12 protein-coding genes are annotated in these 13,748 nt (G+C 45.4%); all 12 read left to right on the forward strand.

Features of this window, described 5'->3' with window-relative positions; all coding sequences use genetic code 11:
* Window positions 1-11 precede the first annotated feature (11 nt).
* The 12 genes from dapG to ACFQZR_RS04865 all read left to right on the forward strand — a co-directional run bounded on the left by dapG (window position 12) and on the right by ACFQZR_RS04865 (window position 13,705).
* Window positions 12-1,229 (forward strand): aspartate kinase, encoded by a 1,218-nt coding sequence (gene dapG, locus ACFQZR_RS04810; RefSeq protein ID WP_379343329.1) that lies wholly within the window; start codon window positions 12-14, stop codon window positions 1,227-1,229.
* A gap of 52 nt (window positions 1,230-1,281) precedes the next feature.
* Window positions 1,282-2,148: a 4-hydroxy-tetrahydrodipicolinate synthase gene (gene dapA / locus ACFQZR_RS04815; RefSeq protein WP_379343331.1), complete on the forward strand. Its 867-nt coding sequence runs from the start codon at window positions 1,282-1,284 to the stop codon at window positions 2,146-2,148.
* Between the two features lie 318 nt (window positions 2,149-2,466).
* Window positions 2,467-4,143 (forward strand): ribonuclease J, encoded by a 1,677-nt coding sequence (locus ACFQZR_RS04820; protein WP_314586211.1) that lies wholly within the window; start codon window positions 2,467-2,469, stop codon window positions 4,141-4,143.
* A gap of 175 nt (window positions 4,144-4,318) precedes the next feature.
* A complete protein-coding gene (locus ACFQZR_RS04825; RefSeq protein WP_379343334.1) occupies window positions 4,319-5,089 on the forward strand; it encodes a ClpP family protease in 771 nt (256 codons plus the stop codon).
* Between the two features lie 14 nt (window positions 5,090-5,103).
* Window positions 5,104-5,334 carry a YlzJ-like family protein gene (locus ACFQZR_RS04830; RefSeq protein ID WP_379343336.1) on the forward strand — a complete coding sequence of 77 codons (231 nt, stop codon included), beginning with the start codon at window positions 5,104-5,106 and terminating at the stop codon, window positions 5,332-5,334.
* A gap of 58 nt (window positions 5,335-5,392) precedes the next feature.
* On the forward strand, window positions 5,393-8,092 hold the full coding sequence (locus ACFQZR_RS04835; RefSeq protein ID WP_379343338.1) for an FtsK/SpoIIIE family DNA translocase: 2,700 nt from the start codon (window positions 5,393-5,395) through the stop codon (window positions 8,090-8,092).
* Between the two features lie 89 nt (window positions 8,093-8,181).
* Window positions 8,182-8,937 (forward strand): spore cortex-lytic enzyme, encoded by a 756-nt coding sequence (gene sleB, locus ACFQZR_RS04840; protein WP_379343340.1) that lies wholly within the window; start codon window positions 8,182-8,184, stop codon window positions 8,935-8,937.
* 121 nt (window positions 8,938-9,058) lie between these two features.
* On the forward strand, window positions 9,059-10,339 hold the full coding sequence (gene yfmF / locus ACFQZR_RS04845; protein ID WP_379343826.1) for an EF-P 5-aminopentanol modification-associated protein YfmF: 1,281 nt from the start codon (window positions 9,059-9,061) through the stop codon (window positions 10,337-10,339).
* A gap of 3 nt (window positions 10,340-10,342) precedes the next feature.
* Window positions 10,343-11,632 (forward strand): EF-P 5-aminopentanol modification-associated protein YfmH, encoded by a 1,290-nt coding sequence (gene yfmH / locus ACFQZR_RS04850; RefSeq protein WP_379343342.1) that lies wholly within the window; start codon window positions 10,343-10,345, stop codon window positions 11,630-11,632.
* Window positions 11,633-11,664: 32 nt separating this feature from the next.
* Complete coding sequence (ymfI, locus tag ACFQZR_RS04855) at window positions 11,665-12,411, forward strand: elongation factor P 5-aminopentanone reductase (RefSeq protein ID WP_018757910.1); 747 nt, start codon at window positions 11,665-11,667, stop codon at window positions 12,409-12,411.
* Window positions 12,412-12,481: 70 nt separating this feature from the next.
* On the forward strand, window positions 12,482-12,730 hold the full coding sequence (locus ACFQZR_RS04860) for a DUF3243 domain-containing protein (RefSeq protein ID WP_314586222.1): 249 nt from the start codon (window positions 12,482-12,484) through the stop codon (window positions 12,728-12,730).
* Between the two features lie 210 nt (window positions 12,731-12,940).
* Entirely contained in the window at window positions 12,941-13,705 is a 765-nt protein-coding gene (locus ACFQZR_RS04865; protein WP_026264013.1) for a DUF3388 domain-containing protein, read from the forward strand.
* Window positions 13,706-13,748: the final 43 nt, after the last annotated feature.

The raw sequence follows: 13,748 nt of genomic DNA on the forward strand, positions 1-13,748 counted from the left end.
GGGGAATTGCAATGCGCATCTTAGTACAAAAATTCGGAGGCACTTCCTTATCATCGTCTCTAGCAAGGGAACATGTTATTCGTCATATACGTCGTGAACTGGCACAGGGCTTTCACCTAGTTGTCGTTGTATCGGCGATGGGTAGAAAAGGGGATCCGTATGCAACGGATACCCTTTTAGACTGGATACATCAAAATGGAAACATGCTGCCAGCACGGGAGAAGGATCTTCTCATGAGTTGCGGAGAGATTATCTCTGCAGCAACGTTGTGCAGTATACTTAATGAGCAAGAGATTCCTGCTGTTGCATTAACAGGATCTCAAGCTGGATTTGTGACGGATTCTCAATTTGGGAATGCTCGCATCCTAGAAGTGCGTCCGAACCGGGTGCTCGAACTGCTGAAGGAGAACAAGGTTGTCATTGTGACAGGCTTCCAGGGGCAGACGGAATCAGGTGATTTCACAACGCTTGGACGCGGAGGCAGTGATACATCAGCGACAGCATTAGGAGCCGCACTGCATGCAGAAATCGTCGATATTTATACCGATGTGAATGGCATTCTAACGGCGGATCCACGTCTTGTGGAAGATGCAAAGCCGCTAACTATCGTTAGTTATGCCGAGATTTGTAATATGGCGCATCATGGGGCTAAAGTTATTCATCCGCGTGCTGTTGAAATTGCGATGCAAGCACAAGTTCCTGTTCGCGTACGTTCGACGTTCTCTGAAGAAGAGGGAACCCTTGTTACGCATCCGGACAGCTTCAACGATCATTCGCATGGAATCGTGGATCGTTTTGTGACAGGCATTGCTTATGTGGCGAATGTCACACAAATTACAGTGGAGTCGCACGGGGGACCGATCGACCTTCAACTTCAAGTATTTAAAGCGATGGCGCAGCACCATATTAGTGTAGATTTCATTAACGTAACGCCTTCAGGCGCAGTATATACGGTATTTGATGATGCATCAGAACGTGCGATATCTGTATTATATGAGATGGGCTTCGAACCAAAGACTTTATCGGGCTGTGCGAAAGTATCTGTCATTGGCGGCGGCATGAATGGTGTTCCGGGCATCATGGCACATATTGTCGAGGCTCTCACGGAACAAGAGATACAAATTCTGCAATCTGCCGACTCCAATACAACGATTTGGGTACTTGTTCGAAATGAAGATATGGTTCGAGCGTTAAGAGCATTACACACGAAATTCGAACTGCACTTATAGCACGCCTCTTATTGAAAAGTAGCTACCATTTTGGGAATAAGGAGGGGACAACGTGGACTTCGGCAGACTTATTACAGCGATGGTAACCCCGTTCGACGAGCAGCAGGAAATCGATTGGGGCCAGACCGCTAAATTAATCGATTATTTGATTGAAGAACAACGCAGTGACAGTCTCGTGGTGTGTGGTACAACGGGAGAATCTCCAACGTTATCTGACGAGGAGAAGCTTGCGTTATTTCGATTTGCTGTGAAGCAATCGAATGGGCGCGCCAAGATTATTGCGGGAACCGGCAGCAATGATACGCGTCATTCTGTGCATCTTACGAAACTTGCTGAAGAGGCTGGGGTTGACGGCATTCTTGCCGTGACGCCTTACTACAACAAGCCTAGTCAAGAAGGATTGTACCAGCATTTCAAAGCTATGGCAGAAGCGACCAACTTACCGGTGCTTCTCTATAACATTCCAGGACGCAGTGTAATTAATCTTAGTGTCGAGACGACGCTAAGGCTTGCACAAATCCCGAACATCGTCGGTACCAAGGATTGTGCGAACCTTGAACAATTAACAGTCATTGCTACGGCAGCGCCAGCCCATTTTAAGGTCTATTCTGGCGACGATTCGATGACACTGGCGACGTTAGCCATCGGTGGGTACGGTATTGTGAGTGTCTCCAGCCATATTATCGGTTCAACGATGAAATCGATGATCGAGGCTTATTTGCAAGGGGATGTCAAGCGTGCGGCTGAACTTCATCAGCAGAGTTTCCCGATGTTCAAGGGTCTTTTTGAATGTCCGAATCCTGTCGCTGTGAAATATGCGTTAGGACTTCGCGGGCTACCCGTTGGTGGCGTTCGTTTACCGCTCGTAGCACCTTCCGAAGCGGAGGCTTTATTTATTCAAAATTTACTGAATAATTAACATCATAAAGTGCACAACCAAGCCGATGCGAGCCTTATCGCATCGGTTTTTCTATTTAGGGGAGAATAGGATGAAGAATGTGTGACTTGTGTTTTCCTAAATTAATCATGTATAATGATAAAAAGTGACTGGGTGCGGTATTTTTTAGAAAACGCTTATATCGTCCATTATGGGCAACGGAATCGTTTTCTTTAGAAAGTTTTACTTTTGGATTTTGTCCGGATAAGAGAATATATTATCGGATGATCTTCGGATGATTATGAAAGTTGTTCCGAAGGGTTAATTTCCTGCGGATAATTATAGGAGGGTTAGATTCACTTGTCGAAAAAGAACAACACGGATAAAATTACGATTTTTGCGCTTGGGGGCGTTGGTGAAATTGGCAAGAACATGTACGTCGTACAATATGGTAATGATATTGTTGTCGTAGATGCCGGCTTAAAGTTCCCTGAGGAAGATATGCTCGGAATTGACATTGTTATTCCAGATATCTCTTACTTAACAGAGAACCGCGATAAAGTACGCGGGATTCTTGTAACTCACGGTCATGAAGACCACATTGGTGGATTGCCGTATGTTTTGAAGCATTTAAATGTACCGATTTACGGTACCAAACTCACACTTGGTCTAATTGAGAGCAAACTAAAAGAAGCGAACCTGTTAGGTGAAACGAAGCGAATCCTGATCAATGCAGATTCTATCGTTCAAATGGGCAGCATTCAAGCAAGCTTCTTCCGTACGAATCATAGTATTCCAGATTCAGTCGGCGTATGCCTTGAGACACCGGAAGGCACAGTAGTACATACAGGTGACTTCAAATTTGATCATACCCCAGTCAATGGTCAATATGCAGATTTACATCGTATGGCAGAAATCGGTCAGAAGGGTGTTATTGCCCTCTTATCGGATAGTACAAATGCAGAACGTCCAGGATTCACACCTTCGGAGAGCAATGTAGGGAAGAACCTGGAGGACATTTTCCGCAAAGCTCAGCAGCGTGTCGTCGTTGCGACATTTGCTTCGAATATTCATCGCGTACAGCAAGTTATTGATGCTGCTGTTGCAACGAACCGGAAGTTAACGGTTATTGGTCGCAGTATGGTCAATGTCGTCACGATTGCTTCGGAATTAGGCTATTTGCATATCCCAGATGGTATGTTGATTGAGCCGGAAGAAGTGAACAAAATGGCAGCCGATCGTGTTGTTATTTTATCAACAGGTAGCCAAGGCGAGCCGATGTCAGCTCTAACTCGGATGGCGCGGAATACACATCGCAAGATTGATATTTTGCCAGGCGATACAGTAATCATCGCTGCAACGCCAATTCCAGGTAACGAGAAATATGTTGGACGAACTGTAGACGAATTGTTCCGACTTGGCGCTCACGTTATTTATGGCGGATCGACAACAGGTGTTCACGTATCAGGTCACGGTAGCCAAGAAGAATTGAAACTGATGTTGAATTTGATTAAGCCGAAATACTTCATTCCTATTCACGGTGAATATCGTATGCTTCGCCAACATGCATTGCTCGGGGAGCAAGTAGGTATTGAGAGCGAGAATATCTTCATCGTTGATATTGGTGAGACCATTGAAATTCAAGGCGGTACTGCTCGTAAAGCGGGTAAAGTACCTTCAGGCAATGTTCTTATTGACGGGTTAGGTGTAGGTGACGTTGGTAATATCGTATTGAGAGATCGGAAGTTACTCTCGCAGGATGGTATCCTCGTCGTTGTTGTTACGCTAAGTAAGCAAGACGGAACGATCCTATCCGGACCAGATATTATCTCTAGAGGATTTGTCTATGTGCGTGAATCCGAAGGGCTTTTGGATGAAGCGAACCGTATTGTAACGAATACACTTCATAAATTGATGAATGAGAATGTTAACGAATGGGCGTCATTGAAGACGAATGTCAAAGATGCGCTTGGTCGTTTCCTATATGAGCAAACACGTCGTAGACCGATGATTTTGCCAATCATCATGGAAGTATAATATTAGCATGTTCGAGAAGAGCCGCGTTTGCGGCTCTTTTTTATTTAGGAATGTATCCTTCGCCACAAACAGTTCTTTCTTTTCTAGAGGTGTTCGTCACATCTTTTGTATTGAATGATGGATACTGCACCATACTATGGGATGCGATCACAGTCTAGGAAGGATGATGCAGATCATGACTTATATGAACGACTCAGGATTTTCAAATGCGCAGGAGCCGGGACAACCCGCAGAAGCACCAAACACGAATAATCAAGCCCCCCCAGCTGTACAGACGATTAACCAATTGGGTCAAATGACAACACCAAGTGCGGAAGACAATATTTTTTGCATGTCGATTATCGGCCAGATTGAAGGCCACTTGGTCCTACCGCCGCAGAATAAAACGACGAAGTATGAACATGTGATTCCACAAATCGTCGCTGCAGAACAAAGTCGATCCATTGAAGGGGTCTTAATCGTCTTAAATACCGTTGGCGGGGACGTGGAGGCAGGACTTGCCATTGCAGAGATGATCTCATCCCTATCTAAGCCGACGGTAACCGTCGTCTTAGGCGGAGGTCATAGTATTGGCGTTCCGATCGCCGTCTCCTCCAACTATTCCATTATTGCAGAGTCGGCAACAATGACGATTCATCCTATTCGCTTAAATGGGCTTGTTATAGGTGTTCCGCAGACCTTTGAGTACTTGGACAAAATGCAAGAACGGGTGGTTCGGTTCGTCACCTCACATTCAAGAATCAAAGAAGAGAAATTCAAGGAATTAATGTTCAAGACGGGAGAACTCAATCGCGATATTGGGACCTCTGTTGTCGGGCCTGATGCGGTGAAGTATGGACTGATTGATGCAATTGGCGGCGTTGGTGAAGCGATTCAGAAATTGAATCAATTGATTGAAGCGAAGCGTCAAGCTATGTCCAGTGAGGGGAGCTCGCCGATACAATGACCATATATACCAACATGCCAATTGAGCTCGTTCTAAGTGGCGTGGATCAACCTCGTCAAGCCGATATGGAGATCGATATCGATGGGGTTCTCATGCAAGTTGCGCCACTAAATGCAACTTCAGGGACCATTGTTCGCCTGCTAAGATGTCCTCTTCAAGCATATCTAAATCCAGCCTATGCCCCCGGTCAACTCATCCAGTATCATCCAGTAATTCCTCCAAGAACTAATTGGGACGCGCGATAGGAACAGGATAGGAACATCCCCAGATATATGCTATAATGAAATTCTGGGGGTGACCGGTTTGGCGCGAAGAAAAAAGAAGAAAAACTTGTTCAGTTCGAGCCTAAAATACGAAATTTACGGCATCATTTGGATAACGCTTTCGGTCATTGCATTAGCAGGGGAAGCAACGGTCGGCCGCTCATTGACAAAGATGTTTGGACTCGTGCTTGGTAAGTTTTATTTTGTTCTCCCCCTCGTTGGGGTGTATGTCGGACTATATGTGATGGTCAAACGGAAATGGCCGCTTGGATGGTCTGCTAGAAGATCGGGTCTGCTTATTATTGTGATTGCGATGGCGCTAATGAGCACCATTTGGACCATTGATCATAAGCTTACGCCAACCGTTGATGTGACCGCCAGCCGAATTATCGCTCAAATACATAGTGATATGAAGACGGAATTGTTAAGTCCGGGACTTACACAGAATGGGTCGATTTATCAGAAGCAAATTAGCGGAGGATATGTCGGCGCTTTTAGTTATGCGGTGCTCTTCTGGTTATTCGGTGCACTTGGTGCCAAATTATTAATGATCGTACTGTTCGGAATCGGGATTATGTTAACAGCGAACATGTCTTACGTTGATTTGATGAAGCTCATTCGAAGTCGAGTCATGCGGTTCCAGGAATTAATCCGAATGAAGATCAGAACGGCGAGACGGACCAAGAAAAAGTCAGTCAAGTCAGCGATGCAGCTTCGCTCGAAGAAAGCGCCTCTGCATGATTTAAATGATGATGACGAAGAAGATGATTACGAATACGAAGATTCTAACAGCAGTGAAAAGTCATCAGAACCATTGAAGCGTCGTACGATGCCGCTATTCTTTCAATTGTTCGGCGGTAAGACGGGTCCAGCTGGATCACGTCACGAAGAAGATTTGGATGAGGATGAATTTATGGATCGCGGGATTCTTGTATCGTCTCCGTCTAAGGTTGTGCGGCTAGATGAGGTAGAGGAGAAACATGAGGAAGCCTATTGGAGTGAGTCAACAGAGGCGAAATCGGAAGCTCCTTCGCCACAAGCTCCCATTTTCCGTGATTTTCAAGAAACATCGATTCCAATAACGGATGATGAAGGAGATCAAGAGCATTTCGCGGGACAATCCGTGACGACGTCACAAGCTCAACTACATACAACAGATCACACGATGGATGAAGAAGAATCATCTGATACGTTCGATCAATCTGATACGACAAACGCGGGCTCTACGGCTAGCATTGTAACGTCCAACAATCCTGATGCTGCAGACTCACCAGATATGGGCTCAGCAGCACCCGCGGTTGTTACACCACCTCCGAAGCCGTATCAGCTGCCATCGTTCCGATTGCTCAGCAAACCTCATGGAAGCGGGAAGAATGGGGACCAACCTGACTTTATGCAGACGGCAAGAAAGCTTGAGGCAACTCTCGAGAGCTTCGGTGTACGGGCCAAGGTGTTAGAGGTGGTACGTGGACCGGCCGTAACCCGTTATGAGATTCAACCTGATATTGGTGTGAAAGTAAGCCGAATCGTAAGTCTAACCGATGATATCGCCTTGGCGCTCGCTGCCAAAGATATTCGGATGGAGGCGCCGATCCCAGGGAAATCTGCGATTGGTATCGAAGTACCGAATTCGGAAGTATCCATTGTGACGATGCGCGAGGTCATGGAAACACAGATTTTCTCGGATGCGGCCTCTAAATTATCGATAGCATTTGGACGTGATATTTCTGGACAGACCATTATCGGTAACCTGGCCCGAATGCCGCATCTTCTCGTTGCAGGTGCAACAGGTTCAGGGAAGTCGGTATGTATTAACGGGATTATTACGAGTATTCTCTATAAAGCGAAGCCGGATGAAGTGAAATTTCTAATGATTGACCCTAAGATGGTCGAATTGAATGTCTACAATGGCATTCCGCATCTTCTTGCTCCGGTCGTAACAGATCCGAAACGCGCTTCACTCTCACTCAAGAAGATCGTTGTTGAGATGGAGAAACGTTACGAGTTATTTTCCAAGTCAGGTACACGGAATATTGAAGGTTATAATAAGCTGATGGATAGCAACCCAGCCGCCGTATTGCCATTTATTGTAGTCATTGTGGACGAGCTTGCAGATTTGATGATGGTTGCGGCTAATGATGTAGAGGATGCCATTTGTCGACTAGCACAAATGGCACGTGCTGCGGGGATTCATCTGATTATTGCAACACAACGTCCATCTGTCGATGTCATTACAGGTGTGATTAAGGCGAATATTCCATCACGTATCGCCTTTGGTGTATCTTCACAAGTGGATTCACGAACCATCTTGGACATGGTAGGTGCCGAGAAGCTGTTAGGCCGAGGAGACATGCTTTTCTTGCCTATGGGATCTTCTAAGCCTGTTCGAGTGCAAGGGGCATTTTTATCCGATGAGGAAGTTGAAGCTGTCGTTGAATACTGCCGTGATCAAGGTCAGGCTGAATACAATGAAGAGCTTGTTCCTGAAGTCGAGGAATCGAATGATCAGCCGGATGAGATGTTAGATGAACTCTACGATCAAGCCGTACAGATCATACTTGAAGCGAAGCAAGCTTCCGTATCTCTCTTGCAGCGCCGGATGCGAATTGGGTATACTCGGGCAGCGAGATTAATCGACTCGATGGAGGCCAGAGGTGTCGTTGGACCGTATGAAGGCAGTAAGCCAAGAGAGGTTCTCCTTACGATGGAAGCATGGGAGCAGAATCGAATAAGTTCGTAAATCGATATAGTGAATAATCAAACGCTACTTTTCTCATAATAAGTTTACCATTCCTGTACAACTCACATGAGAAAGGTAGAGCTTATTCGATGAAAAGACGCATTGTTTGGATTACAGCAGGGATCTTGCTGCTACTATTCGGTACATATCACTTGAAAGCCTCGTTACTAACGACGAAGGAGACCTTCAGCAGTGCAATCCTTAAGGTTGGATCATCAGGCGCTGATGTGAACGAATTGCAAGGACGACTCAAGTTTCTCGGATTTTATTACGGTAAGATTGATGGGCAATTCGGCAATACGACATTGAAGTCCGTCAAATGGTTTCAATCTGAATTCGGTATGCCGGTAGATGGCGTTGTTGGCGGTAAGACCAAGGTCAAGCTATGGAACGCAACGAAGAGTTGGGTCCCATCTGCCGCAGACAACACACAATCTGCTGCGAAGCCGCCGAAGAAAGATTCAACCACGTCGAATAATAATCTGGGTTTCTCGAGCAATGATCTCAAAATAATGGCGAATGCCGTTTTTGGAGAATCTCGGGGGGAGCCTTATGAAGGACAAGTTGCTGTTGCTGCGGTTATTCTCAATCGCGTGAAGTCACCAAGTTTCCCGAACACCCCCTCTGGTGTCATTTTCCAACCTGGCGCATTCACCGCGGTTGCAGACGGCCAAATCTGGCTTGAGCCGAATGAAAAAGCGCGCAAAGCCGTTCAGGATGCCATTAATGGTTGGGATCCAAGCGGTGGATGCCTGTATTACTTCAATCCGGAGACAGCAACCTCCAAATGGATCTGGACACGTCCTCAGGTGAAGACGATTGGGAAACATATATTCTGTATGTAATTGCGAATGAAGAAGTAACCTTGCACCCGTAAGGTTGCTTCTTTATTTTCGATTGGTATAGAATGGAATTGATTTGAATAGATTGACTTTAAAAATAGGGTTGATGAAAAGGAGACATGCTTTGATCATGACAAGTTTTGAGCAGGGTCGCGTGCACCAAATGCGCATTCATGTACTTCCCACCAAACGATTTAAGACATTTGCGATTTCACTTTATATTGGTGTTCCCCTCGAGGAATCTTCGGTAACGAAGGTAGCTCTTACCCCATTTGTGATGCGTAGAGGTACTGAATCTTATCCAGAGACACTCCAATTCCGCGAGCATCTGGATGATATGTACGGCGCTGGATTTGGGTTCGATGTATTTAAGCGTGGAGATTATCAGATTGTTCAATTTCGGATGGATGTCATTAATGATGCCTTTGTGGCCGCTGAAGATTCGCTGCTGCAGCAATCCTTTGCGTTTCTTGGCGAGGTTCTGACGAAACCGGCACTCAAGCAGCCTGAATACCGCAACCGCTATATAGACGCTGAGAAGGAGACGCTTCGTAAGCGGCTTGAAGCCATCGTGAACGATAAAATTCGCTATGCCGCTGAACGTTGTATCGAAGAAATGTGCAAGAATGAGCCCTATCGATTGCATCCGTTAGGAGAGCGTAAAGCCATCGATGGCATCTCTTCTGAAGGACTGTTGGCGCATTATGATCATTGGCTGCAATCCGCGAGTATGGACCTTTATGTTGTTGGAGATACATCCTTAGACGAAGTTCAGCGGCTCGTAGAGCAGCATTTCCAGCTTCAACGTACAAATGAAACCACCTATCACATGACACCGCCTGCACGCGTTTCTCGTGATGTACAGACGATTGTAGAGAAGCTAGATGTTGGACAAGGGAAATTGAATATGGGTCTTCGAACTTCAATTACGTATAGTGATGATCAGTACGCAGCAGCGCTGATGTATAATGGCATTTTGGGCGGATACCCACATTCGAAGCTGTTCGTTAATGTTCGGGAAAAAGAAAGCCTTGCTTATTATGCTTCATCTCGATTTGATGGGCACAAAGGAATTTGTACGCTTCAATCGGGAATTGAGATTGAGAATTATGAGAAAGCCGTTGATATCATTAAGAAGCAGCTCGATAGCATGCAGGCCGGCAATATTAGTGATCTAGAGCTGTCGCAGACCAAAGCGATGATCTCGAACCACGTTAGAGAGCTTGGGGATTCCGCCTTCGAGATGATCGGATATGATTTTAATCGTCAACTGTCCGGCAAGAGTCGCACGGCCGAGGAATTGCTGAAGCAAGTGGAGCAAGTTACCATCGAGGATATTAAGCGCGCAGCGCAGACATTCCAATTAGATACGATCTACTATCTACGCGATCGGAAGGGGGAATAATCGATGCAAACGATTCAACACCCAGAACTTCAAGAAACATTGTACTACGAGAAAATGCCGAACGGTCTCGACGTCTATGTTCTGCCTAAGGAAGGATTTCAGAAGACGTATGCCACCTTTTCGACACGCTATGGTTCCATCGATAATCACTTCCGTGTTGTAGGTGGAGAAGATCACCAAGTCCCGGATGGCGTGGCTCATTTTCTAGAACACAAAATGTTCGAAGAGCCGACAGGGGATATCTTCGCTACGTTTGCCACCCAAGGGGCTTCAGCAAATGCGTTTACGAGTTTCGATCGTACCGTATATCTTTTCTCCGCGACAGAGCAGATTGAGGCGAATATTGAGACCCTCGTGAACTTCGTGCAGAATCCTTATTTTACAGATGAGAATGTTGAGAAGGAAAAAGGGATTATCGGGCAAGAAATTAAAATGTATCAGGATAACCCGGATTGGCGTGTGTACTTTGGTGTGATTGAGGCGATGTATGGCGTCCATCCTGTCCATATTGATATTGCAGGCACCGTTGAATCCATTAGCACGATTACCAAAGAAACGTTGTATACCTGCTACAACACCTTCTACCATCCATCGAATATGCTGCTCTTCGTCGTTGGTGGTGTAGATGCTGAGAAAGTGATGTCCCTGATTCGTGAGAATCAAGCCAAGAAGAACTATGGTGAGCAGGGGGAGATCAATCGATTGTTCGCAGATGAGCCTACAGCGGTTTATCAGCAGCGTAAGACCTCTCAATTGCCGGTATCACTGCCGAAGTGTCTTTTTGGGCTGAAGGAGAAGAAGATTCTTGAATTAGGTGAAGAGCAATTGCGTCGCGACCTAATAACGAAATTGATGCTAGATATTATGCTGGGCTCCAGTACACCGTTGTATCAGAAACTTTATGACGATGATCTGATCTCAGACGGATTTGGTTTTGAGTTCAATACAGGGAAAAATTATGCCTTCTCGATTATTGGTGGGGATACGCGGGATCCTGATCAGTTAATTGAGCGTATTCGAACCGCTGTGGAAGAAATGAAGAAGACGGGCTTTGATGAGACTCACTTCGAGCGGGCGCGCAAGAAGAAAGTCGGCAATTACTTAAGAATGCTGAATTCGCCCGAATCGATCGCGAATGAATTTACGAATTATAAGTTCCGCGAGAGTGATTTATTCGCTGTTCTGCCAGTGTATGAATCCATTACTCTCGATGAGGTGAATGCAAGACTTCGGGAACATTTTGATTGGGAACAGCTTGCGATTTCGATTGTTGAGAGTCCGGCGCAGGCTTAAGCTTAAATTTGGGATGAGAGTGAGAATTAGGAATGAAATCATTAGGGGAAACGAACGTACTCATTACCGGGGGAAGCCGTGGGATTGGTGCAGCGATAGCGGAGCGATTTGCGTCAGTGGGAATGAATGTCGTTATTCATTACTTACAGGCGCATGAGCAAGCGAATGAAGTTGCAAGGAACTGTATGAAGTATGGCGTGAAAGTCTTGACTGTGACGGCAGATTTGCGTTCTAAAGAGCAGCTTCAGCGTATGATTGAGAAGTTGGATAGTCACGGGCTGATGCCGGATATTCTCGTTAACAATGCGGGCATTGCGCATTATGGATTATTGTCTGATGTGACAGAAGAGCAGTGGGATGAGATGATGTCCATTAATCTTAAAGGGATGTTCCTCTGCACACAGCTCTGTATGCCACATATGATCGCGCAAAAATATGGGCGAATTATCAATGTATCCTCCATCTGGGGGTTGTCTGGAGCTTCATGTGAAGTGGTCTATTCCACGACCAAAGGTGGCATGAACGCTTTTACCAAAGCGCTCGCCAAAGAACTTGCACCGTCCGGAGTTACCGTTAACGCGGTCGCGCCAGGAGCCATTGATACGATGATGCTGAACAATCTGGACGATGAAGAGAAGTTGATGCTAGAAGACGAGATTCCGGTCGGTAGGCTAGGACAGCCGGAAGAAATCGCATCGCTTGTCTATTTTCTAGCATTGCCGGAGTCAAGTTATATCACCGGGCAAGTCATCAGTCCAAATGGCGGATGGCATACGTAAATCAAGGAATATTTATCAGTCGAATTGCGCACATTAACATCTGTATTATGATGAATAAGGAGTGAAACAGATGTCAGTGCTCGGCAATTACGATAATTGGAAAAAATTCCTTGGAGATCGCGTTTCTCAAGCGAAGGCTGTCGGATTAGGTGAAGACACGATTGCGAAGCTCGCTTATGAAATCGGTGATTTCCTGGATGAGAAAGTGGATCCGAAAAATGGTCCTGAACGCGCTTTGAAAGAATTATGGGCTGTTGGATCTGAAGATGATCGTAAAACTATCGCACGTCTAATGGTGAAACTTGTCGAAAAAGGTTAATAGCGGATATAGGCCAAAAGTAAGAAAGTCCCCACTCGTGGGGACTTTCTTATAATGTTTTGGTGGGTTGCGCTTGCCTTTCCATCTGATTTTATATATGATTAAATTTGATTGTGAAAAATCGCGGTAATCATACAAAATTTGATAATTACTAACATTTTGACGATCCAATAATCTATGATATGACTTAGTATGGGGAGTGTGTCGGGCGTGGAATACCAACAATGGTACATGGAGTACAAAATACATAAAAATAGGCCTGGCCTCCTAGGAGATATCGCGTCATTACTCGGTATGCTCGAGGTCAATATATTAACGATTAATGGTGTGGAAGGAAAAACTCGCGGGATGCTCCTTCAGACCAATGATAACGAGAAAATTAACTTAATGGGCCAAATGCTCAAAAAAGTTGACAATATCACCGTCACAGCACTTCGTACACCGAAGTTGGTTGATATTCTTGCTGTTCGTCATGGCAGGTATATTGAAAGAGATTCGGATGATCATAAGACGTTCCGTTTCACTCGGGACGAGCTTGGTTTATTGGTAGATTTCCTAGGTGAGATCTTTAAACGAGAAGGGCACCAAGTTATTGGATTGCGGGGTATGCCTCGCGTGGGGAAGACAGAATCCATAATTGCAGGCAGCGTATGTGCGATGAAGCATTGGACTTTCGTATCGTCTACGTTGCTCCGTCAGACCGTCCGCAGTCAATTATCCGAGGAAGAAATGAACCCGAACAATGTATTCATTATCGATGGGATTGTGAGTACGATTCGCTCGAATGAGAAGCATTACCATTTACTTGAGAACATTATGAAGATGCCTAGCACCAAAGTCATCGAACATCCTGATATATTCATGCGTGAGACATCGTACGGTCCGCAAGATTTCGACTATATTATTGAACTGCGGAATACACCGGAAGAAGAAATTACGTATGAGACATTTACAGTCAATTATAATGATTTTTAATTACTTATAGACTAAAGCATTCATCCATACATGATGATAATAA

Origin of the sequence: Paenibacillus sp. GCM10027629 (assembly GCF_042676425.1) — a bacterium.
Classification (GTDB): Bacteria; Bacillota; Bacilli; order Paenibacillales; family Paenibacillaceae; genus Paenibacillus_K; species Paenibacillus_K terrigena.